The organism is Mesorhizobium shonense, assembly GCF_040545255.1.
In the GTDB taxonomy this organism is placed as follows: domain Bacteria; phylum Pseudomonadota; class Alphaproteobacteria; order Rhizobiales; family Rhizobiaceae; genus Mesorhizobium; species Mesorhizobium shonense.
The window spans coordinates 166,286-187,652 of record NZ_JBEPLM010000004.1; the positions used below are offsets into that span (position 1 = coordinate 166,286).

Consider the following 21,367-nt stretch of genomic DNA (forward strand, 5'->3'; position numbering starts at 1 on the left):
CCATGACTCGCGCTGTTCTTCGAGCGGCCGTAGGCGTTCACGTTAGCCAACGCGCCATCCCCGATCCTCGGGCATTTGACGCGCAGGTGACATCATGACCGCAATTTCCTCCTTCTGGCGTGCCATGCCGCGCCCGGCACTGCTCGGCCTTTTCCTGTTCTTCTGCGCCGGCTTCGCCGACGGCGCGCTGGTGCCGTTCTTTCCGCTCTGGGCGAGCGGCGAAGCGGGCATTCCCGTCGGCGCGGTCGGCCTGCTGTTCGGCTGCTATGCCGGCGGCGAGCTGATCGCGGCGCCGCTGATCGGCGGCATTGCCGACCGGGTCGGCCGGCGGCCGGTGCTGATTTTCTCGTCGTTCGGCGTCGGGTGCGGCTTCATCGCCTTGTTCTTCGTCCACGGCGTTGCAGCCACCGCGATCGTGCTCATCTTGACCGGCATGTGCGAGTCGGTGCTCCATCCGACCATCCTCACCGCGATCGCCGATGTGACGGCGCCGTCGGCGCATCCGCGCTGGTCAGCATGGCCCGAGTGAGCTCAAGCGCGGGCCAGATCCTCGGTCCGGCCTGCGGCGCCCTGCTTGTGCTGATATCGCTCGACGCCGTGTTCCTCGCCGCCGGTGGCATGCTTATCCTTGGCGGTGTCGTGATGCTGGTGGCGCTTGGCGAGACGATCGGCAGCGGACGCTCCGCAGCCGGCGACCGGGGCGATGAGGAAGAAGAGGAGGGCCTGTCGGCGCTGCTGCCGGCCTTCCGCGACGGCCGCCTGGCGAAGCTGCTCCTCTGGGTCGTGCTGTTCGAGATTTCCGGCAACTGGATCGAGGCCGTGATTCCGCTCTATGCGCGGGACGCCGGCACACTTTCCCCATCCGGCATCGGCACGCTGTTTGCCTATGCGGCCGCGCTGACGGTCGGCTTTCAGATGCTGGTGAGCCGCTTCGCCGAGACGCGATCCGCGCTCTGGTTGACTGCCGGCGCCGGGCTCTCGACCATCGCCGCCTTTGTCCTGCTCATGGCCTCGCCGGCGATGCTGTCGCTGATTGCCGCGGTTAGCCTCTGCTCGGTGGCGCAGATGCTGGTCGGGCCGCTCGTGCCGACCGCCGTCAACGCGTTTGCACCGCCGGCGCGGCGCGCCTCCTACATGGCTGCTTCGTCGGTGGCCGTCGATCTCAAGGACTCGCTCGGACCTTCGATCGGCACCGCGCTCTATGCGCTTGCGCCCCGCCTGCCCTGGGTAGCCGGCATTCCGCTGGTGGCGATCGCGTCGCTCGGATTGGGTGTCGCGATCGGAAGAGCGCGGCACGCTTCAACGACAGGGGTCGATGCGGAAGACATCAGGCCGGAGAGATCCGCGACCTGGTCGACAAGCCCGGCAACGGAGGAACAGTTCTGATGCCGAAAGGAGCGGTCAGGCGACCGGCTGCAGCGGATCGCCGCCGATCTTGGAAAGCTGGATGACCGCCTGGGTGCGGCTGTCGACGCCGAGCTTCTGCAGGATGGCCGAGACATGCGCCTTGATGGTGGCCTCGGAGACACCGAGCTCATAGGCGATCTGCTTGTTGAGCAGGCCTTCGGCCAGCATGCCGAGTACCCGCGTCTGCTGCGGCGTCAGCGCCTGCAGCCGCTTGATCAGGTCCGAGATTTCCGGGTCGCGCTCGACGCCGAGCTCGATGCCGGCTGGTGCCGCGATATCGCCGGCAAGCACGGCCTGCACGGCGCTGCGTATCTCCTCCATGCTTGCCGACTTGGAGATGAAACCGGAAGCGCCGAGATCGAGCGCACGGCGGATGGTGACTGGATCATCGTGCGCCGACACCACCACCAGCGGCACCGAGGAATGGATGCCACGCAACGAGATCAGGCCGGACAGGCCGCTGGCACCCGGCATCGAGAGGTCGAGCAGCACCATGTCGATGTCCTCATTGGCAAGGACCAGCGCCTTGGCACTTTCGAAATCGCCGGCCTCGTGGATGGCGGCGACGTCGCCGATGCCGGAAAGCGCCTCCTTCAGCGCGCCCCGAAACAGCGGATGGTCGTCGGCAATGACGAAGGTGTGACCCGACGGCAAATATTCCTCCCCGGATCCCATCGCTGATTATGTGCTTCTTGCGGGATCGGAATGATTATGCGGCGGCGCGGCGGCTTTTCAAGCGGCAAAGGCCGCGCGCGGGTTTTTCCCGGAGCGGTTCAGGTCTTTTGCGGGTCGGGCTTGGCGCCGCCGTCGCCGTTTTCCCTGTCCATGTCCTTCACGATGTCCATGAAGCGGCGGAAGAAGCGCTCCATGTAATTCATCGTCTTGTTGAAATCCTCCTCGCTGGGCAGGTTGGATTCGAGGCGGGCGGAGGGCGTGTTCTCGAGCCTGGTGACGCGCTCGTCCAGCGCCTTGACCGAGTTTTGCAGCCGGTCGATCTCGTCCTGGAAGGCGGCACGCTCGTCGGCCGCCATCTTGCAGACGAGCTGGCCGGAATGCTCCTCGCAGATCGACATGGCGCCTGTCTGGGTGTCCATGCGGACATAGCCGTTGGCGGACTTTTCGAGCCGGTAGCGGTCGGTCTCCTCGGAATAGGCCGATGCGGCGACCAGCGAGCAAAGCGCCGCCGGGATCAGGATATGCTGCAGACGCATATTGTTGTCCTCCATGAGCCGTTGAGCCAAGAATATCACAGGTTTGCGCCTGAAATGGGGAAGAGTGCGGTTTGGTCCTGCAGCAGGTTCCTACCGGAAAACCGCGTCACACTTTTCCGGAACCTGCTTGCCCCCTTTTCCCCATGGTTCGTTCGGACTATAGCGCGACAATGTCTCAGATTATCTACAAGATCGCGCCTGAAGCCATGTGGCGCGAGGCCGAGAAGAATGGCGCCTTCACCGGAGCGCCGATCGACATTGCCGACGGCTTCATCCATTTCTCGACCGGGAGCCAAGTGCGCGAGACGGCAGCCAGGCATTTCGCCGGGCAGACGGATCTGCTTCTGATCGCGATCGACCAAGCAAAGCTGGGCGATGCGCTGAAATACGAGGTGTCGCGCGGCGGCGCGCTATTCCCGCATCTCTACGCCCCGCTCGACCTCGATGCAGTCCTCTGGGCAAGGCCGCTGCCGCTCGGCGGCGATGGCCGGCATCAATTCCCTGAGCTGGAGGGCGAATGAGCATGCTCGACCGGATCGGCCAAAGACTGCTTTTCTCATTCGATCCGGAAACCGCGCATGGGATGTCGATCGCGGCGCTGCGCTGCGGCCTGCCGGTCGCCTCGCGTCCACCGCGGGACGCTCGGCTGAAGGTCAGCGTCTGCGGCCTCGATTTCCCGAACCCGCTCGGCATGGCGGCCGGCTACGACAAAAATGCCGAGGTGCCGGATGCGCTGCTCAAGCTCGGCTTCGGCTTCGCCGAGGTCGGCACGATCACGCCGCTGCCGCAGCCGGGCAACCCGAAGCCGCGCATATTCCGGCTGACCGCGGACGAAGCCGTGATCAATCGGCTCGGCTTCAACAATGAAGGGCACGCAGCCGCCGAAAAGCGCCTTGCGGCGCGCAAGGGGCGCTCAGGCATAGTCGGCGTCAACATCGGCGCCAACAAGGACAGCGCCGACCGCATCAGCGACTATGAGCGCGGCGTGACCCGCTTCGCGCCTCACGCCAGCTATCTCACCGTCAACATCTCATCGCCCAACACGCCGGGCCTGCGCAACATGCAGGCGCGCGAGCAGCTCGGCGAGCTGTTGTCGCGCGTCATGGCCGCGCGCGCGAAAGCGCCGGCGCAGCCGCCCGTCTTCCTCAAGATCGCGCCGGACCTCGTCGAGGCCGAGCTGGAAGACATCGCCGCCGAGGTCATCGAGAAAAAGATCGACGGCATCATCGTTTCCAACACGACGCTGTCGCGGGCCGGGTTGCGCAGCGCAAGCCTGGCAGGCGAAACCGGCGGACTGTCGGGCAAGCCGCTGTTCGAGCGCTCGACCGCGGTGCTGGCGAAAATGCGCAAGCTGGTAGGCCCGGAAATGGCGATCATCGGTGTCGGCGGCGTCGACTCAGCGGAAACTGCGCTGGAGAAAATCCGCGCCGGCGCCGATCTCGTCCAGCTCTACACCGGCATGATCTATGCCGGACCGGCGCTGCCTGGGCGCATCGTTGCCGGCATGGCGCGGTTTGCGGATCGGGAGCGGCTGAGCTCAATCCGCGAGCTGCGCGACGCCGGCCTTGATAGCTGGGCGTCAAGGCCGATCTGAGACGGACAACGTTCCAGATCGCGTCTCTTTTCAGCTAGCTGTATGAGGATGTGGGTTCGGCAAGGCACCGCGAATCGGATCGACAAGGGAAGACCATGACCGATGTTTTGAATTCCGTCGTCGATGCAATCGGAGGAACACCGCTTGTCCGGCTCGACAGGCTGACGGAACAGGCCGGCGTCAAGGGCGCGATCTTAGCCAAGCTGGAGTACCTGAATCCGGGCTTTTCCAAGAAGGATCGTGCGGCGCTCGGCATAATCGAGGAAGCGGAGCGCACAAGGGCGATCAAGCCGGGACAAACGGTGGTCGAGCTTACTTCCGGGAACATGGGCACGGGCCTTGCGATCATTTGCGCGGTCAAGGGCTACCCATTCGTCGCGGTGATGTCGAAAGGCAACTCGGAGGAGCGCGCGCGGATGATGCGCGCGCTGGGCGCAGAAGTGATCCTTGTGGACCAGTTGCCTGAGTCGGTGCCGGGGCAAGTGTCTGGCGGTGATCTGGCGCTTGTGGACCAGAGGGCAAACGCCGTGACCGAAGAGCGCGGCGCATTCCGTGCGGATCAATTCAATCGAGAAGGAAACTGGCTTGCGCATTACCGCAAGACAGGCCCGGAAATATGGGACGCGGCGGGCGGAGCCGTGGACGCGTTTGTAGATTTCATCGGCTCAGGCGGGACTTACGCGGGTATTACGAAGGCGCTCAAGGAGCGCAATCCGCGGATCAAGTGTTTTGTCGTCGAGCCCCAAGGCGCCGCCGCCGCGGCTGGCGAGACAATCACGCAAGCCGAACATCCGATTCAGGGCGGCGGATACGCGATACTCGATCTTGCTTTCCTGAAGAGCGTTCCGGTCGATGGATACCTTCAGGTTTCGGGTGACGAGGCACGACAAACCACCCGACTGCTTGCGCGGAGCGAGGGTATTTTCGCAGGCTTCTCGTCCGGCGCGAACGTGGCCGCCGCACTGCATCTCCTTTCGGGCGAGGAAGCAGGGAAAACCATTGCCGTCGTGATTTGTGATTCCGGCCTGAAATACCTCTCGACCGACCTTTGGGGTTGAGGGACGGCTGGCAGCGCGGCCCTAGTCTAACAGGCTTTTGCGGAAACTAAGCCGCCTAAAATGCGGTCCGCACCCTGAGCCGCAGCACCGCCAGCAGGCTCAACCCCCGCACCAGCAGAAACACATGCAGTGATGCCCAAAGACCGTTGTTGCCGAAGGCCGGCGCCAGCGTGATGAGCGCGGCGGAAAAGGCCAGGAAAGACAAGAGCATCATGTTGCGCATGTCGCGCGACCAGGTGGCGCCGATGAAGACGCCGTCCATCTGGAAGGCGAGCACGCCGCTCAGCGCCGTGAAGGCGGCCCAGGGCAGATAGGTGTCGGCGGCCTGGCGCACATCCGCCGAGGTCGTCACCAACGCCACCAGATTGGCGCCCGCCGTGAGCAGCACCAGGGTCGCAACGCCGGCGAGGCCGAAACCCCAGATCAGCGTCAGCCGCACGGCCTGGCGGAATGGTGTCGCCGCCTGCGCGCCGATGGCGCGGCCGGCCAGTTGCTCGGCAGCGGTGGCGAAGCCGTCGAGGAAATAGCCGGCGATGAGGAAGAAGTTCATCAGCACGGCGTTGGCGGCGAGCGTCACCGTGCCGAACTGCGCGCCCTGCCTGGTGAACAGCGCGAAGGCGGCAAGCAGCGAGAAGGAGCGGATCATGATGTCGCGGTTGAGCGACAGCATGCGACGGTAGGCCGGCAAGTCGAGGATACGCCGGCGCGACGGCCGCCGCAGCTTGCGGAAGCGGCTGAGCACGATGGCAAGGCCGAGCAGCATCGCCAGGAATTCGCCGGTGACGGTCGCCCAGGCGACGCCGGCGACGCCCCAGCCAAGTTCGAGGCCGAGCAGGAAACAGAGCGCGATGTTGATGCCGTTGAGCACGGCCTGCAGCATCAGCCCGAGCCCGCCCTCGCCGCGCCCCAGCACATAGCCCAATATGGCGTAGTTGACGAGCGAGAAGGGCGCGGCAAGCAGCCTGATGCGGATATAGACCGACATCGCCGCGCTGACGCGCGGCTCGGCGCCCATGAACCACTGGCCGGCCACGGCAAAGAGCGGCGCAAGTGCTGCAAGCACCACGCCGGCGACCACCGCGATCAGCACGGCGCGCCACAGAACGGCCTGTTCCTCCAGCGGATCGCCGCGCCCGAAGGCCTGGGCGACGAGGCCGGTGGTGCCGGAACGCAGGAAGTTGAAGGTGGTGAAGACGACGTCGAACACCAGCGCGCCGGCGGCCAGGCCGCCGAGCAGGGCGGCGTCGCCGAACTGGCCGACCACCGCCGTGTCGACGATGCCGAGCAGCGGCGTCGTCAGATAGGCGAGCGTCATCGGCACCGCGATCGCCAGCACCGAGCGATTGGTGACGATGAAGGATCTGGCGTTGGCCCGGGTCGCATCCAAAGGGACTGCTGCCTTGCTGCTTGATCGAACCGCCGATGTGCCCCAGTTTGCCGCTGCCGCGCAATCGCCATCCGGTGGCGGCCAACCGAATTCCCAGACTGGCGCAGAAAGACTGGCGCAGGCCGCCTCCATCATGCCTTTGCAGATCGTCCACCACCCCGACTATGACGCCGGCTTTGCCGTCAACCATCGCTTTCCAATGAGCAAATATCCGCTGCTGATGGAGGCCTTGCGCACCCGCGGGCTGGCCATGCCGGAAGCGCTTTCGATGCCGGAACCAGCACCGGCGAAGTGGCTGAAACTCGCGCATGCGGCCGACTATGTCGACCAGGTGCTCGCATGCGAGGTGCCCGAAAGAATAGAGCGCGAGATCGGCTTTCCGGTCGGCCGGCGCGTGTCGCTGAGGGCGCAGCTTGCCACCGCGGGCACGGCGCTGGCGGCGCGGCTGGCGCTGAAACACGGCATTGCCTGCAACGCCGCCGGCGGCAGCCATCATGCCAGGCGCGCGCAGGGCGCCGGCTTCTGCACCTTCAACGATGTGGCGGTCGCTTCGCTGGCGCTGCTTGCCGAGCGTGCCGTCGAAAACGTCCTGGTCGTCGATCTCGACGTGCATCAGGGCGACGGCACGGCGGACATCCTGAAGGACGAACCGCGCGCCTTCACCTTCTCCATGCATGGCGATCGCAATTACCCGGCGCGCAAGATCGCCTCCGATCTCGATATCGCCTTGCCCGACGGCACCGGCGATGCCGCCTATCTCGACCGACTCCGCGCCATCCTGGCGGAGCTCTCCGCAAGACGGCGCTGGGACATCGTCTTCTACAATGCCGGCGTGGACGTCCATGCCGAAGACCGACTTGGCCGGCTGGCGCTCTCCGATAACGGCCTGCGCGCCCGCGACGAGATGGTGATCAATCATTTCCGCACAGCCGGCATTGCGCTGTGCGGCGTCATTGGCGGCGGCTATTCGACCGACGTGCCGGCGCTTGCCGCGCGCCACGCCTTCCTGTTCGAGGCGGCAGCCCGCTATGCGTGACGCGTCGAGGCTACTTCCTGTAACTGGCAATCCTGAGCAGGATGAAGGCCGGGACGACGATCGCCGCACCGAGCAGGATATAGCCCAGGAAGCGGTCGACGGCGTGGAAGCCGAGATTCCACAGATCGATGAAAAACTGGCGGATGCCATAGAGCACGTCCATCGGGCTCCAGCCGAAGGCGTGCATGAGGAGGCCGACGAGGAAGGAAACCACCAGCAGCTTCACGAGCACCCTGAGTGGCGTATCGCCGAGAAAGCGTGTCAGTGCGGACAAGGCCGTTCTCCGGTTCGAGCTGGCCCGATTCGGCAGCATGGCCCCAGAAATACGCATTTGGTCGACCAGCATCAAGCAGTGCAACTGTGTGCGGGCCGCCGCGCCGCGTCGAGGAAAGCGTACTGTCGGCCAGGTCGCGCAGGCATCGAAACATATCCGGGTCTCGCGACAAGAGCCGATTGCTTGAGACCCCGCCATCATGGTAACGAGGCTGCTGCGCGGGTATGATGTAATGGTAGCTTGTCAGCTTCCCAAGCTGAACGCGCGGGTTCGATTCCCGCTACCCGCTCCACCTTGCGACGCAAGGGTTTGAGCCTGATTTCATCAACGGCAAAAATGGGCAGTTTTACACCGAGTTTTACACTTTTGGTTCGCGGTCGGTTCCTGCTGGCGCTTCTGATTTGCGCATTTGCTGTCCCGGCGAAGGCCCAACCGCTCGTCGGCGTGGCCTCAGTCATCGACGGGGATACCATTGAAATTCACGGCAGCCGGATACGCCTCAACGGGATCGACGCGCCGGAGAGTGACCAACTCTGCATCGATGGTGCCGGCAGAGAGTATCGCTGCGGGCAGAAGGCGGCGCTCGCCCTAGATGACTTCCTGAAGGCGCGCCGCCCGGTGTCATGCATCGAAGTTGATAGGGATACCCGTTGGGGCCGCATGGTGGCCGTCTGCACGGCCGGCGGCGTCGACATTGGCGAATGGATGGTCCGGCAGGGCTATGCGCTCGACTGGCCGAAATACAGCTACGGCGCCTACGCACAGATGCAGAGCAAGGCGCGTACCGCAAGGAGCGGGTTGTGGGCTGGATCGTTCACCGCGCCGTGGGACTGGCGGAAACAGAACCAGCGCTAAGACGCCCTTTTTGCGAACGCCCACACCATCAGCGGATATTCCTCGTCGTTGCTGAGGTCCCGCCACAGGCCGTAAGCCCGCACCGGGCCGCCGATATGCGCCTTGGCGCAGGCCTTGTTGCCCCAGCCGAAGGCCTGCACGTCGTCCTCGGCGAAGCCGCCCTCGACCATCACCTGCTTCAGGCCCGCGGGAGTCCAGCGGTTATAGTCGAGCGGGCGGGCATGCACCCGAAACAGAAAGGGCGTCGCCACCATTGCCCAGCCGCCGGGCTTGGTCATGGCGTGGATGTTGGCGGCGGCCGCCAGCGGCCGCTGCACATGCTCCAGCACCTGGTCGGCGATGACAATCGAATATTGCTCGTCGGTGCGATCCTTGCAGATGTCGAAGTCAGGGAAATCGAGCGAGCGGTAGTCCGGGCACATCGCCCGCCAGTAACGGTTCCAGCCCGGCGAGATCTCGATCACGTCGCGCGACTTGCGGTTGGCCGCTTCGAGGAAGGTCGTGAAGGCTTCGATCTGGCGGATGCGCAGCCAGTTGCGGCTGTCGTAACCGATCAGCCGCTTCACCGCTTGCTTGCTTCGGGATTTTAGGGTGCTGGCAAGGCTCGTCGTCGTCAAATCGACCTCCTCCTGCCCGCCGCATCGAAGGATAGCCTAGCCCAGGCAAGTGGGCAAAAAATGACAGATCGGCGAGACGCATCGCCGACCTGTCGGCTTATCCGGCGTCAATAATCGCCGTTGTAATACCGGTCGTCGCAAGGCGCGGTGTAGATGCGGCCGTAGCGGTCTTGGTAGCGGCAGAGCTGCTCGCCGCGGCGCTGCGGCGTCGTAGCCGAGCCGACGACGGCGCCGAGCAGCGCGCCGCTCGCGGCGCCGATCACCGTGCTCTTGGTGTTGCCGCCGATCGCTTGGCCGACCAGCGCGCCGCCGGCGCCGCCGACGAGCGCGCCGGTGGTGGCCCGCTGCTGGCCCTCGGTTTGCGTCTCGCATCCAGCAAGTGCTGCGGTCATCAGCACCGCCGCAAGAACCTTCTTGATCATCATCTCCAGAACTCCTTCGAAGCCCCAAACACCAAAAGAAACAGGGGCATACCCGGCGCAGTGGGCTCGCATTGCGGCGGAACGGCGGCGAAGCCCGCTCACGAAGTGAGTCATGGTTTCCCGACTGTTGAACGCCATAGTCGCCAAACAGGAAAGACGAACGGCACATCGGGGAAGTGTGATGCCCTTCATAGCATGTGGAATATTCAGCGGAGATGATGTTCGCGCAGATTTTAGCGTTTTAGAAAAGCCTTAATTGCCACATGGTAATGTCAGGAGATGGCGGTTGGGCACCGCCGGTTCGTGGGGTAGCGGCGCTGCGGCGCCGAGGGGTTTGGACAAATTGAGTTCGTTCTTATCCGAAATAGGTGAATGCCAGGGCTGCGGCGGCACCGGCACGGTCTTCGAATGTTCGCGGTGGCGCAGTTCCAACGGTCATTGCTGTCCGGCAGGCACGCACCAGCACAGGTGCCCCGGGGTCAGCGTTGCTTGCGCTGAGTGCGAGGGGACCGACGGGACCGAGCTGCGGGGCGTCGAGGGATACGCGACGGTCAGTTAGCTAAGCCGACGCGGGAAATACCCGGCGGCCTCAGGCGCACCTGGACAGTCTCGAGCACGTCTTTGTCACTCGTCAACGGCTCAGCAAGAGTCGGCTCTGGAACAGGTTCGCCGTCCTCTAAAAGGCCTTCGACGTGAAATGCGAGTGCCTGCTCGGCGAGCTCGCACGCTTCGGCGACCGTCGGGCCGGCCGTGACGACGCCCGGGAAGTCCGGAAATGACACGCCGAAGTCGCTGTCGTTCTCTTTGTGGATCACCGCAACGTATCGGCGCATGTAAGCCCTAACCTTGTCAGCCTCGCCGGCGGGCCTATTTCCAGACCGCTATGTGTCTCGGCCGTCCTTTTTTGATGGGGCGGAATTTCACCTGACCGACACTCTCAGTGGCAAAGTCGCTGATTAACACATCGGTACGACGGCGCGAAGCGATGAACAAGTCCGGAGGGATCACCGGTCCTCGAGAAAGGCGGAGGGTTCGCGCTGCCCAGTATCTGCGCATGTCCACAGACAGGCAGATCTACTCGATCGACAACCAGAGAGATGCGATCCGCAATTATGCGAACGTCATGGGTTACGACATTGTTGCAACCTATGAGGATCCCGGGCGAAGTGGCCTCAGCCTCGGGGGGCGTCCAGGCTTGCAGCGGCTGTTGGAAGATGTGGAAGGCCGGCGAGCCGATTTCGAAACCGTCGTTGTCTACGACGTGAGCCGTTGGGGGCGCTTCCAGAATACCGATGAAAGCGCCTCCTATGAATACCGGTGCCAGATAGCTGGAGTGCGGATCGAGTTCTGCGCCGAGCTATTCGTCAACGATGGGAGCATCGGGTCCGACGTGCTGAAGGCTATCAAACGCAGCATGGCCGCGGAGTACAGCCGCATGCTGTCGAACAGGGTCTTCGCCGGCCAAAGCCGCATAGTCAAACTGGGTTTCAGCGGCGGTGGCCCCGCCGGCTATGGCTTCAGGCGCCTTCTTGTTGACGGCTCCGGAAATCCCAAGGCAATGCTTCATCGCAACGAGCGAAAAGGGCTGGCCAGTGACCGCGTCATTCTGGTCCCGGGGCCAAAAGATGAGATCGCAACCGTACGATGGATGTTCAATCAATTCGTGACGAAGGAAAAAACGGAAGCCGAAATTGCGACTGCATTAAACGCTCGCGGCCTGGTCACGGAACGCGGCCGACCATGGACCAAAGCGTGCGTGGGCACGGTACTGGCCAGTGAGAAATATATCGGCAACAATGTCTGGAACCGAATATCCCATAAGCTTCTGCACAACCGGGTAAGAAATCCGCCGAGCGCATTTGTTCGCGCCGACAACGTCTTCAAGCCGCTCGTGAGCCGGGCGCTGTTCGATCGCGCGCAAGCTATCAAGCGGGCGCGCGGTTACCTCATCCCCGATGAACATTTGCTGGCCGACCTTACCAAGCTCCTAAAAGAGCGAGGGAAGCTGTCGTCACCAATCATTGACGCCGCCCCGGATTGTCATTCAGCCAGTATTTACTGGCATCGATTTGGAAGTCTCAAGGCCGCCTACCAGCTGATCGGATACGACGCCTCGGCGAACTATCGGAAACTCGATATTGGCAATCGGCTCAATCAGATACGCCAGCAGATTATTGAGAACTTGATGTCGGACATTAGGAGGGTCGGCGGGTCCGCACTTTACGAGCCCAGAAGAAAGCTTATGCGCGTCAATGGAGAATTCAGCGTCGCGATATGGATTGCACGCTGTCGTACTATCGTCACCGGCTACCCGCGCTGGCAATTCAGAAATCGCGGTCTCGTTGGGCCGGACGTGACGGTCCTAATCAGAATGAAGCGTGACCATCAAACCGTTCATGACTTCCTGATTGCGCCCGCACACGAAGCCCAGTCTGCCCTTGGCATGCTCAAGGCAGACAATGGCGTGCGCCTTGATGCCTTCCTCTTCGCTTCGCTTGATCCTGTGGTGGAGATGGCGAGACGAGAATCGATTTCGGCAATTCCGTGAAAATGACCAAGGCCGAGCTTCGTCGCTTCGTCGAGAACAACCGGCATGCCAGTCGTCTGACTGACAATTTGCAGGCGCCGCTGAACCCATTGCGTGGCCCGGCATTCTTGCGGACCTACAAGCGCCAATTCGATCGTATGCAGGATTTCATCAGAGAAGCCGACGCAGCGCAGCATCAACTGGAAAGCGTTGTCAATGCCACCGGTCAGATTCTACCCAACGCTGCGTTTCGCGCCTTGCTGCAGGCGCATGATCTCGGAACGCTGCCTTCGATCTTGACGCAAGGTTCGCCAACCGGCGGACCGAATTCCCGTTCTGAGGAACAGCAAGGCCCGTTGTGCTTCACAGCGGGGCCGCAGCTTGTCGGCGGTATCTGTCTCGATGTTCTCGACCTTCTGAACGATTTTGGCGCCCCCTTGAAGATTTTCCCCTTATTGCGAGAGGTTGTGCCGAGCCGGCAGGTTGAAATCGTGCGGCTCATGATAGCGTTGGACCGCGTGCAATTTCGAGTGGTGAGAGTCTTGATCGCGCTTACACCACGATCGCAGCTCACCGATCCCTTTGCTCGTAGAAAGCAATATGAGGGCATCTCCCCCTCGCAATTGGCTGCCATGGAAACCGACCTGGCCAAGGTCAGCCATGAATATCTGAGCGTCGCCAGCACCCACGGCGCAACAGTGCTCAACCTAATCGCCGTTACGAGTTATTTTGACAGATTGTTAAACAGCCCGAAGTTGGTGCGGTTTCTAGCGCGCAATTTTGTCGGACACCTTGAGGTGTATCAGAAATTGCTCGACTTTCGCGAAGGTCGATTTCAGAAACGTGCACCGACCGTTTGAACAAAGCGAGCGGATTTGATCTCTCCACCTACTCATCCCGCCAGATGACACGTTTCTCCCAGCGGATTTGAACCAATCGCCGATACCGGATCGTGTGCGCCTGCTCCCCGGTCGGGTGGAATAACTCGGCGCCCATCCACTCGCGGCTGCCGCATTTCTGGCAGCGAACCTTCTCGCGAACCTCGTCGATCGTGACATTGCCGATGACCTCGCGCAGCTCAGCCGGCTTGTAGTAGCGGGTGACGTTGCAGCGGGCACAACGGATGCCCGTCACTTGCCCCGCGTCGTGGGCATGCGTCAGGGTCCAGGCTGCGCCTCGCGGCCACTTCTCGGGTTGGTCGGGCATGTATCTGAAATGAGGAACATATTCCTCATTGGTCAAGAGGCCGCTTGACTATTTTGTTCTCATTTCGTTCACTGTTGCCCATGAGCGACGAAATCAGGAGATCGCGCTGATGTCCCGCCATCAATTCGTCCAAGAACTGGAAAGCACCGCCAACCATATCGCGGACGCCCCGCGGGCCGACCTGCAGGTGCTGCTTCGTCGGGCCGCCCTGTTTTTGCGGAACGTTGGCGGGCTGAGCCTTGAACCGCGCACCGAGGAAATCCTGGCCGGACTGGCGGCCGAGATGGGCAAAGGGAAGCTCGATCTGGTCGAGACGATCTTGGATGATTGGCTGGTGGCGAATGCATATCTGCCGGTGCCGCATGCGCTGGACGAGGAAAGCGCGGTAGAAGGTAACGCATGATCATGGCGCCAAAGCAGGAAGGCGACTACGCTGATCGCGAGATCGATTGCCAGGAGGCGATGGAGCCGGGCTTTCAAGCGATCCTCGACTGCATGCTCGATGCCGGCTGGCAGCGCGGCGAGGTGGATGCGGGCGTTACGGCGTCTGATCGCCGCCGACAGCATGACGCAGAAGGAAAACGCCAGGGTTGAAACTGAGTTGGCAATGGCGCGGGCGATGATGCGCGCCGGGAAACACTTGTAGCTCAGTTGCCCTCCCCTCGGCAAACTCGCCAGGCAGCCCTTCAAAATGGGACGCGATATATGCTGCTCAGTTAGCCCTTCTTAGGTTCGGGCTCCGGAGGTGGCGTGTTCGGGCCGGGGCAATCAGACAATTGCTCACATGGAGGGGACCGATCGCCAACGCCGCCATAGCGTTCCACGAGTTTTGCGAATCCCAAGGCGAAGGCGGAAAGAAGCGCCAGGACAACCACGATTCGGACGGCCATTCGGGACTGTAGCAGAACCTCGATCCGAGTTTGACCAGCTACAGGTAGAAGAGCGAATTCCGCGGCGCGAGCCAAGGTGCACTTCGTTGTGGACGGATGGCAATTTAGAATGGGTGAAGCCCCGCGCGGCAGTCACTCGGATTCGAAATCTGGCGGACCATTTATCGCAGCAAGTATCGCTTCATAGGCACTGCCGATTTCCTCTTCGATCTCGTCCTCGGAAATACCTGCGGCCTTCGCATCGGCGAACAGCTTGGTCGTCAGCTCCGCCACAGAAATGATGTCGGCGCCGACGCTGCCGCGCATCACGTTGTCGGTGATCCACTTCCCAAAGAATTCTGCCCCGCGTTCGCTCATAGGCGGTGCCGCGCCTTCAAGAAGTGAGCCTCTCGAAGCAGGGAATTCCAATCGGTCCCGATCAGCGTGATCAGCTCGCGGGCTTGCTCTTCGGTAATGTCTGCCTCTCTGACCAGGCGATCGGCCAGAACCTTCATCGCTCCAATTTGCAAACCTGATCTGTTGTCATCGTCACTCATGAAAACCGGCCTCCTGATCTGAGAACGGTCAAGAGGGCGAACTTGTTCACGTCGTGCAAGATATCTTCAGCGCGGGCAGCCATCTAATGGAACACCCACAGCCCGGCCCGCTTTATCGTTGTAGTGACACAGGATTCGCGGGCCGGGCCGGTCCTGAAACGCGTTCCAGGGCACGGCTAGATTGCAGCCTTTCGGGAGCCCGCACAACACGGCCAAAAGTCCATTAACCAGCGCAGGGCGGCGCCGGCTAGCCTTGTTTCCAGAAATCCTTCAGCGAGGCGTGGCGCAGCTTCTCCTCGCCCTTCAGGAACTTCACCCGGCCCACCAGACCGGGTTTCAGCCACTCGGCCTTCTCTTTCGCTAGGCCCTTCGGCGGCGGAGCGCCGGCCTTTCCTTGCGCGAGATCCCATAGGGTCTGCCGCTTGTCGGCTTTGAAGGTAACGAAGGCGCCGCCCATGTAGCGGCCGTTCTCGGCCATGAGCACCATCGCCGGCTTCCCGGCCTCGCGCTTGACCCCGATGATGTCCATTTCCTTTTCGGCGTAGCACTTCACCTTCCGCCAGTTCGCCGCTGGGTCAATTTGTGCGATGCGCTGTGCGGTCTGAGCAGCGGCCGCCACCTGTGCCGGGTCTTGGCTCGAAAGTCCCTGCCGCATGGTGTTGACCACGGGCTGGGGAACGATGCCGGTCTGCCGGATGATCTCTGTCGCCACGGCGCCCTGCTGTTCCTGCGGGACGTGCTTCAGCGATTCCGAATAGACGTTATCGACGCGGGTCCGGTCCTTGGTGGCGTATGGATCGACGGTGAGCCCGCCGCTGACGAGCGCCGATAGAGCGGCCTGGGTCTGGTTGATCGTCTCGTTCTGCGAACGGAGCGATCGGATCAGCGCGGCCTTGTCGCCGTTCTTCAGGACCGTGTCGTTGGAAATCAGGCCTCGTCCAGCACATTACCCTGAACGATGCTAAGCTCCATCGCGCCCTTGTAGGCGGAATAGTCCGCGTTCGCGTTCGCCAGGTCTTCGGCCTGTTTCCGACGAAAGGCGACATCATCGGCATTGGCAAGCGCCATGCGGTCATCCGGCGATAGGGTGGAAAGGCGCGGATCGGGCTTCGAGACGGTCCCGGCGTCGCCCATCTTCTTGTCCGACCATGCGATGGTATCGGCGGCAGTCATCCCCTTCAGGAAGGGGTTCGCGTTGACCACGTCCTGCCCGACGATGTTGACGACTGGCATGTTCGGATCGGCCTTCAACACCTCAGTCGCGCCGGCAGGCCCAAGGAAGTGGGCGGGGTAGATATTGCCGCGCGTCGTTGGCAGGCCCCGGTTCGACAGATAGTCGGCGTTGTCCTGGCTGTAGGCTTTGACCATCTGGCGGCCAAGCGTGCGGTCACCCTTCAGTGCGATGATCTGCGCGGCGCTTTTGCCTTCTGCAAGGTCTGGGCGATGCTGGCGAATAGTCTGCACCCAGGTCGAATCGAGGAACTGACCGATGCCAGACGCCGACGAGTTGGGATTTTTCGCATTCGGATCGCCACCGCTCTCAACTCCAATGATGCGGTCCGCAACCTCATCAACGGCATTGCCGCCCGTCGCCTCCTTCGGCGCCATGCCAAGCATCGCGCGCAGCTTGCCCGGGTCGCGTGCCGTGATCGCCTGAGCCAGAGCCTTGGGTGCCTGCTGGTCCCATGCATCGAGCGCGGCCTGTTTCGCCAGCGGCGCAAGCGGGCTCGCCTCGATGACAGCGCGGCCTTTCGCCTTGTAGGCGTCATAAGATGCGGTGTCGCCAGGGTCGGCCTGCAGGATGGAGTTCAGCAAGCCGTCTTGGATCTTTGCCGTTTCGAGGGTCGCGTATTTCTGCTCATGCGCATACTGGGTTGCGGCTGCCGAGCCCGACGCATTCAGGCGCTTTGCTGCAAGGGTGGCATCGAAGAAGCCGCGCTGGCTCGACGGAACGCGGTCACGGAATTGCGAAGCGAGATTGTCGAACAGGCCGGGCTTGACCACGGCGCCGGTTGTCGGATCGATCTGCCCCACGATGCCGTCATGGATGCCGGAACCGTCGGCGGGCGCATTGCGCGCCAGTTCTTCCGATTGGTCGGCGACGGCCTGGTCAAACTCGTTCTCGACCGCGATCCGCTTGAAGCGGTCCATCTGATCCTGCTTGGCCTGGGCATATGCCGTCGATCCTCTCGGCGAGCTTGGGGCCAACCCATGCGAAGACATCAAGCAGCTCTATGCTGGCAGCCGGGCAGAGATCATCTGGACCGATGCCGACATTGCGTACCTGAAAAAGACGTGTTCGGCCGAGATTGGCCACGCCGTCGACCTGGCGGCGCATACCGGGTTGCGGGCCGGCGACCTGGTGCGGCTGTCGTGGTCGCACATTGGGGAGGACGCAATCGTCATCACCACCGGCAAGAGTCGACATCGGCGCGAGGCTGTCATCCCGCTCTACGCCGAGCTGCGCGAAGTGCTGGCCCGGATACCTCGCCGCTCACCAGTTATCCTCACCAGCACAAAGAAGCGGCCGTGGACAAAGGACGGCCTGTCCAGCTCGTTCGCTGAGGCCAAACATGAGGCGTGGCCCGACGGCGACAATTTGCATTTCCACGACCTTCGCGGCACTGCGGCGACCAAATTCTATCTGGACGGCCTCCCTGAGCGCGAGATCGCCGAACTGATGGCTTGGGATGAGGATCACGTGTCGCGGATAATCAGGCGCTACGTCAGTCGGTCCGCGGCCATCCGCGAGCGGATTAGGAAGCTCGACGACGCTCGGCTAAAAAGATGAATAGCTTACATCCACCTCTTACTTTATAGATTGCTAAATTAGAGATTATCTATGTGACCGACTCCCTCATGAGGCTCTCATGAAATCGGCGAGGCTTTTAGGGTCTTTCACGTTTTGACGGAAGCATAGCCTGCGTTTGCGAAGTAGTTCTTGCATTCGGCTGGCTCGATGGTTTCGACGAGGTGACCGATGTGACGCCAGGTGTCCTCGACGGTACGTTTCTGAGCTTGGCGCATCCAGTGTTTGATTTTGGCGAAGGCCTGCTCGATCGGATTAAGGTCCGGCGAGTAGGGCGGCAGGTACCAAAGCCTGGCACCGGCGGCCTTGATCATCTGCCTGATGGCGGCCGACTTATGACTTCCCAGATTGTCCATGATGACGATATCGCCGGGCTTAAGGACAGTGATGAGCTGTTGCTCGACATAAGCGCGGAAGCATTGGCCGTTGATCGGTCCGTCGAAGACACAAGGTGCCGCGAGCCGATCCCAGCGCAGCGCGCCCAGGAAAGTCAGCGTGCGCCAGTGGCCATGCGGAGCCAAGCCGCGCAGCCGCTTGCCCTTCGTCCCCCAGCCACGCAGCGGAGCCATGTTGGTCTTGATCCAGGTCTCATCGATGAAAACCAGGCACTGCGGATCGAGGCCGGCCTGCCAGGATCGCCATCGCTGGCGCCTTCGGGCAATATCGGCGCGTGCCTGCTCAAGAGCGAACAACGTTTTTTTTGAAGCTCAGCCCCTCGCGGCGCAGGAATTGCCACACTGCGTTATGCGAAACCTTGACCCCGCGAGCGGCCAACTCATCCTTCAGACCGTGCAGCGTCAGATGCGGCGTCTCACGTAGACGGGCCGCGATGAAGGCACGGTGCGGCTCCAACACCCTCTTGCGATGTCCGCCCATCTTGCCTGGAGCAACCGAACCAGTCGCCCGATGGCGCTGCAACAACTTCACCGCCGCCGAAACCGAAATGCCAAACCGTTTGGCCGCCGACCGGCGGCTCTCACCACTCAAAACCGCCGCCACAACCCGTTCGCGAAGATCATTCGAAAGAGGTCGCGTCATCAGATGCTGGCCTCCATTCCAGCCAGCATCTTGAATCACAAATCCGACAAATCGGGAATCCCTTCCGATTCCGTCAAATCTTGAACCGCTCTAGTTTTTACCATAGCACTAGTTTTGAATTTTCTCGACACAGCCAGCGCCTGTGTAGCGTGCAGGTGTGTAACACGAGATAGTTCTGGAATGCCGGTCGGTATTTCTGATCCAGCTTACCTATCAAACGGAGGAGAATGCCGGAACTATTGTCAAGAAATTGGCATTTCTTGTACTTTCTTGTTCCCCTCGTTCGCGGTAATTTGCCGTCCAACCTACAAGCCTGGCGACGCCCGAACGGTTCCTGCCGCTGATAGATTGTGCACGATGTCCAAAACGCGGGGGCCAGGAAAGGGAATGCCGGCTTGCTGTCTTCGGCCCGGCATTCCAAAAGGATGCGCGGTTTGCTGACCGGACTCACCGGAGCGACGCATCGAGCCGTCCGGTCGATCCAATGCGTTTTACATTTGACACGTAAGCTATTGATTTGGAAAGGGTCGGTTTGGCATGTTTTTACAACCAAACCTTTGGAAACAATCGATTCCTGCTAGCTTCCCAAGCTGAACGCGCGGGTTCGATTCCCGCTACCCGCTCCACCTTGCGACGCAAGGGCTTGAGCCAGACTTCACCAGCGGCCAAATTGCGCAGTTTAATACTGGGTTTTACGCGACCGATTCCCGGTCGGTTGTTGGGACTGCGGCGTGGAATTGCATTGGGAGACCTCAGGCCGAGCCTATGCGCAAGGGTGGAGCCGGCGGTTTTGCAAACAAAGCCGTTGGGTCTTGCACGGCGTGCAAGACCCAGTCTGCGAAGTCACCCGGCAAGCGCCGGGTACGTGGTTGCTATCGCCTCAGAGATAGAAGCCGATCCAGACGCGGCGGCGCCAGCAGCGGACATGACGCCGGCCATACCGCCAGTAGCGGCGACAGACCCTTCTCCAAACCCGCCGGCGGCGGCGACGGCGGTAGTACCGATCGCGGTAGTAGCGATCGCGGTAGTAGCGGCGACGGCGGTAATAGTACTGAGCCGGCTGCACCAGATCCTGGTCATCCTCCTCGTAGATGGCCGGATCCGGCTTGTCCAATTCATCGAGAATCCCGTTGCCTTTGGGGATGCCGGCAACCGCCTTGGCTGGTCCGGCCAGGCTTGCAAGCGCTGCCGCCCCCGCAACGCCAAGCATTCCAGTCAGAAACAACCGACGTTCCATCAAAACCTCCCGAGCTGTTGAGCATCGACAGCTCGTCCTTCACCCGGAAACAGGCTCGGGAAGCCGCCGCTCGGTTTGAACGTGCAAGTAGCATTCTCGTTCCATTACCCCACTTCGCGCAAAATGAAGTCGTGCAGCATCTTGGCGGCGGGCGAGAGCACGCGGTTCTTGACCGTGATCAGGCTGTAGGGCCTGACCTCGATGTCGAATTCGGTCTGCACGACGTCGATCGCTCCCGCCAGCCCGTCGGCGCTCTGGATGAACCTGGCCACCTGGACCGAAACGGGGGCGATGGCGTCGGATTGCGCCACCATCACCAGCGTCAAGAGCAGCGAGGAGGTGTTGAGGATGCGGTCGGGAAGCGGGATGTTGCGGTTCAGGAAATTGCTTTCCATCGCCTGGCGCAGCGGTGAGCCGCCGGACTGGAAGACCCAGTCATAGGCAGCCGTTTCCTCCAGGCCGACCATCTTGCCGCTGGCAAGCGGATGGCCGCGGCGCACGATCAGGCAAGCCTTCTCGATGCCGATGACGCGCGATTCGAACAGCCGCGGATTGAGGTCGTCGGGAATGCGGGCGATGATGAAGTCATGGCGCGACGCGATCAGCTCGCGGGCGAGCACGTTGGACGTCTCGACCTGCATGGTGATCTCGATGCGCGGGTAGATGCGGCGTATCTCGCGAATCGCTGGTACGGCCAATTCGATCGCCGGCGCGGTCACCGCGCCAAGGAATACCGAGCCGCCCTTGCCGGCCTTGAGCTCCGAAATCTCGCGGTCGGCTTCGCGCATCTCGAGCAGGATGGAGCGGGCGCGCCTGGCGAGCGCCTGGCCGTAAGGTGTCAGCGTGATGCCGCGCGGCAGCCGCTCGCACAACTTCACGTCGAGCACCGCCTCCATCTCGGCGATCATACGCGAGGCGGCCGGCTGGGAGATGTTCATGACCTGGGCAGCGGCGCTCACCCGTCCGTGATCGTCGAGCGCCGCGATCATGCGCATGTGACGGAGACTCAAGCCGCTGCGCAGAAGCGTCTTGCCGTCTCCGGGAAGCTTCTCGTAACTTACTGAAATCGCATCGGGATCGCGCAATGCCGCCATGATTTTCGAACCTCTCCGCCAGGTTTTTGTTGTGCCTTAAACTATACCAGTTTCGGTATAGCAACCAGCAAAGATCGCATTTGACAGTTATGTCAAAGGGACCCACCCTTCGCGCGTTCCGAGGCGCAGAGATCGGCAACGAGCAAAATCGTATCGATTGAAAAGGCGC

At 62.0% G+C, this 21,367-nt stretch carries 24 protein-coding genes, 1 tRNA gene and 2 pseudogenes; 12 read left to right on the forward strand and 15 right to left on the reverse strand.

Translation table 11 applies throughout. From position 1 onward, the window contains the following. Positions 1-124 precede the first annotated feature (124 nt). A pseudogene (locus ABID26_RS13100) lies at positions 125-1,386 on the forward strand (MDR family MFS transporter). A gap of 15 nt (positions 1,387-1,401) precedes the next feature. On the opposite strand, the gene ABID26_RS13105 reads toward ABID26_RS13100, so the two are convergent. Both ABID26_RS13105 and ABID26_RS13110 read right to left on the reverse strand, forming a co-directional pair. After that, on the reverse strand, positions 1,402-2,061 hold the full coding sequence (locus ABID26_RS13105; RefSeq protein WP_126096246.1) for a response regulator transcription factor: 660 nt from the start codon (positions 2,059-2,061) through the stop codon (positions 1,402-1,404). 119 nt (positions 2,062-2,180) lie between these two features. Then, a complete protein-coding gene (locus ABID26_RS13110; RefSeq protein WP_354415750.1) occupies positions 2,181-2,618 on the reverse strand; it encodes a hypothetical protein in 438 nt (145 codons plus the stop codon). Between the two features lie 170 nt (positions 2,619-2,788). Between ABID26_RS13110 and ABID26_RS13115 the strand changes: the two genes are divergently transcribed. From ABID26_RS13115 to ABID26_RS13125, 3 genes are all read left to right on the forward strand, one after another. Next, complete coding sequence (locus ABID26_RS13115; protein ID WP_354415753.1) at positions 2,789-3,139, forward strand: DUF952 domain-containing protein; 351 nt, start codon at positions 2,789-2,791, stop codon at positions 3,137-3,139. Next, positions 3,136-4,212 (forward strand): quinone-dependent dihydroorotate dehydrogenase, encoded by a 1,077-nt coding sequence (locus ABID26_RS13120; protein ID WP_354415756.1) that lies wholly within the window; start codon positions 3,136-3,138, stop codon positions 4,210-4,212. Before ABID26_RS13115 ends, ABID26_RS13120 begins: the two co-directional genes overlap by 4 nt. 95 nt (positions 4,213-4,307) lie before the next feature. Next, complete coding sequence (locus tag ABID26_RS13125) at positions 4,308-5,270, forward strand: PLP-dependent cysteine synthase family protein (protein WP_354415758.1); 963 nt, start codon at positions 4,308-4,310, stop codon at positions 5,268-5,270. Positions 5,271-5,325: 55 nt separating this feature from the next. Here ABID26_RS13125 and ABID26_RS13130 read toward each other — a convergent pair whose 3' ends face one another. After that, complete coding sequence (locus tag ABID26_RS13130; RefSeq protein WP_354415761.1) at positions 5,326-6,657, reverse strand: MATE family efflux transporter; 1,332 nt, start codon at positions 6,655-6,657, stop codon at positions 5,326-5,328. A 133-nt stretch (positions 6,658-6,790) separates the two neighbouring features. Here ABID26_RS13130 and ABID26_RS13135 point away from each other — a divergent pair, with 133 nt between their 5' ends. Then, on the forward strand, positions 6,791-7,693 hold the full coding sequence (locus ABID26_RS13135; protein WP_354415763.1) for a histone deacetylase family protein: 903 nt from the start codon (positions 6,791-6,793) through the stop codon (positions 7,691-7,693). Between the two features lie 10 nt (positions 7,694-7,703). On the opposite strand, the gene ABID26_RS13140 is transcribed toward ABID26_RS13135, so the two are convergent. Next, positions 7,704-7,967: a DUF6460 domain-containing protein gene (locus tag ABID26_RS13140; RefSeq protein ID WP_354415765.1), complete on the reverse strand. Its 264-nt coding sequence runs from the start codon at positions 7,965-7,967 to the stop codon at positions 7,704-7,706. 218 nt (positions 7,968-8,185) lie between these two features. Between ABID26_RS13140 and ABID26_RS13145 the strand changes: the two genes are divergently transcribed. Then, positions 8,186-8,259, forward strand: a tRNA-Gly gene (locus tag ABID26_RS13145). Between the two features lie 17 nt (positions 8,260-8,276). Next, positions 8,277-8,822 (forward strand): thermonuclease family protein, encoded by a 546-nt coding sequence (locus tag ABID26_RS13150; RefSeq protein ID WP_354415768.1) that lies wholly within the window; start codon positions 8,277-8,279, stop codon positions 8,820-8,822. Here the strand turns inward: ABID26_RS13150 and ABID26_RS13155 are convergent. The 3 genes from ABID26_RS13155 to ABID26_RS13165 form a co-directional block, all read right to left on the reverse strand. Beyond that, positions 8,819-9,439, reverse strand: coding sequence for a class I SAM-dependent methyltransferase (locus ABID26_RS13155; protein ID WP_354415771.1), 621 nt, complete (start codon positions 9,437-9,439; stop codon positions 8,819-8,821). The genes ABID26_RS13150 and ABID26_RS13155 overlap by 4 nt on opposite strands. 107 nt (positions 9,440-9,546) lie before the next feature. After that, complete coding sequence (locus ABID26_RS13160) at positions 9,547-9,864, reverse strand: YMGG-like glycine zipper-containing protein (RefSeq protein WP_354415774.1); 318 nt, start codon at positions 9,862-9,864, stop codon at positions 9,547-9,549. Positions 9,865-10,412: 548 nt separating this feature from the next. Further along, complete coding sequence (locus tag ABID26_RS13165; RefSeq protein WP_320226481.1) at positions 10,413-10,694, reverse strand: type II toxin-antitoxin system HicB family antitoxin; 282 nt, start codon at positions 10,692-10,694, stop codon at positions 10,413-10,415. A gap of 152 nt (positions 10,695-10,846) precedes the next feature. Here ABID26_RS13165 and ABID26_RS13170 point away from each other — a divergent pair, with 152 nt between their 5' ends. After that, on the forward strand, positions 10,847-12,409 hold the full coding sequence (locus tag ABID26_RS13170) for a recombinase family protein (RefSeq protein ID WP_354415777.1): 1,563 nt from the start codon (positions 10,847-10,849) through the stop codon (positions 12,407-12,409). A 2-nt stretch (positions 12,410-12,411) separates the two neighbouring features. Then, positions 12,412-13,248, forward strand: a complete 837-nt coding sequence (locus ABID26_RS13175; RefSeq protein ID WP_354415780.1) for a plasmid partitioning protein RepB C-terminal domain-containing protein — start codon at positions 12,412-12,414, stop codon at positions 13,246-13,248. Positions 13,249-13,276: 28 nt separating this feature from the next. Here the strand turns inward: ABID26_RS13175 and ABID26_RS13180 are convergent, their stop codons facing one another. Beyond that, complete coding sequence (locus tag ABID26_RS13180; RefSeq protein WP_354415782.1) at positions 13,277-13,630, reverse strand: hypothetical protein; 354 nt, start codon at positions 13,628-13,630, stop codon at positions 13,277-13,279. 73 nt (positions 13,631-13,703) lie between these two features. Between ABID26_RS13180 and ABID26_RS13185 the strand changes: the two genes are divergently transcribed. Continuing rightward, a complete protein-coding gene (locus ABID26_RS13185; protein ID WP_354415784.1) occupies positions 13,704-13,997 on the forward strand; it encodes a hypothetical protein in 294 nt (97 codons plus the stop codon). Further along, positions 13,994-14,188 carry a hypothetical protein gene (locus tag ABID26_RS13190; protein WP_354415787.1) on the forward strand — a complete coding sequence of 65 codons (195 nt, stop codon included), beginning with the start codon at positions 13,994-13,996 and terminating at the stop codon, positions 14,186-14,188. The genes ABID26_RS13185 and ABID26_RS13190 overlap by 4 nt, the downstream gene beginning before the upstream one ends. A gap of 428 nt (positions 14,189-14,616) precedes the next feature. Here ABID26_RS13190 and ABID26_RS13195 read toward each other — a convergent pair whose 3' ends face one another. The 4 genes from ABID26_RS13195 to ABID26_RS13210 form a co-directional block, all read right to left on the reverse strand. Continuing rightward, positions 14,617-14,841 (reverse strand): DUF768 domain-containing protein, encoded by a 225-nt coding sequence (locus tag ABID26_RS13195; protein ID WP_354415788.1) that lies wholly within the window; start codon positions 14,839-14,841, stop codon positions 14,617-14,619. Next, the gene (locus ABID26_RS13200) at positions 14,838-15,020 is read right to left on the reverse strand and encodes a hypothetical protein (protein WP_354415791.1); all 183 of its coding nucleotides are present in this window, start codon (positions 15,018-15,020) and stop codon (positions 14,838-14,840) included. The genes ABID26_RS13195 and ABID26_RS13200 overlap by 4 nt, the downstream gene beginning before the upstream one ends. Before the next feature lie 247 nt (positions 15,021-15,267). Beyond that, positions 15,268-15,732 (reverse strand): hypothetical protein, encoded by a 465-nt coding sequence (locus tag ABID26_RS13205; RefSeq protein ID WP_354415793.1) that lies wholly within the window; start codon positions 15,730-15,732, stop codon positions 15,268-15,270. Positions 15,733-15,947: 215 nt separating this feature from the next. Further along, complete coding sequence (locus tag ABID26_RS13210; protein ID WP_354415794.1) at positions 15,948-17,171, reverse strand: lytic transglycosylase domain-containing protein; 1,224 nt, start codon at positions 17,169-17,171, stop codon at positions 15,948-15,950. Between the two features lie 19 nt (positions 17,172-17,190). Here ABID26_RS13210 and ABID26_RS13215 point away from each other — a divergent pair. After that, positions 17,191-17,811 (forward strand): annotated as a pseudogene (locus tag ABID26_RS13215) (tyrosine-type recombinase/integrase); the annotation flags it as partial. 107 nt (positions 17,812-17,918) lie between these two features. Here the strand turns inward: ABID26_RS13215 and ABID26_RS13220 are convergent. The 3 genes from ABID26_RS13220 to ABID26_RS13230 form a co-directional block, all read right to left on the reverse strand. Next, a protein-coding gene (locus ABID26_RS13220; protein ID WP_354415796.1) for an IS630 family transposase occupies positions 17,919-18,867 on the reverse strand; the annotation gives its coding sequence in 2 pieces (ribosomal slippage) (positions 17,919-18,530 and positions 18,532-18,867; 948 coding nt in all). A gap of 880 nt (positions 18,868-19,747) precedes the next feature. Further along, on the reverse strand, positions 19,748-20,104 hold the full coding sequence (locus tag ABID26_RS13225; protein WP_292372213.1) for a protamine-2 (modular protein): 357 nt from the start codon (positions 20,102-20,104) through the stop codon (positions 19,748-19,750). Positions 20,105-20,208: 104 nt separating this feature from the next. Continuing rightward, on the reverse strand, positions 20,209-21,198 hold the full coding sequence (locus ABID26_RS13230; RefSeq protein ID WP_292339834.1) for a LysR family transcriptional regulator: 990 nt from the start codon (positions 21,196-21,198) through the stop codon (positions 20,209-20,211). Positions 21,199-21,367 lie beyond the last annotated feature (169 nt).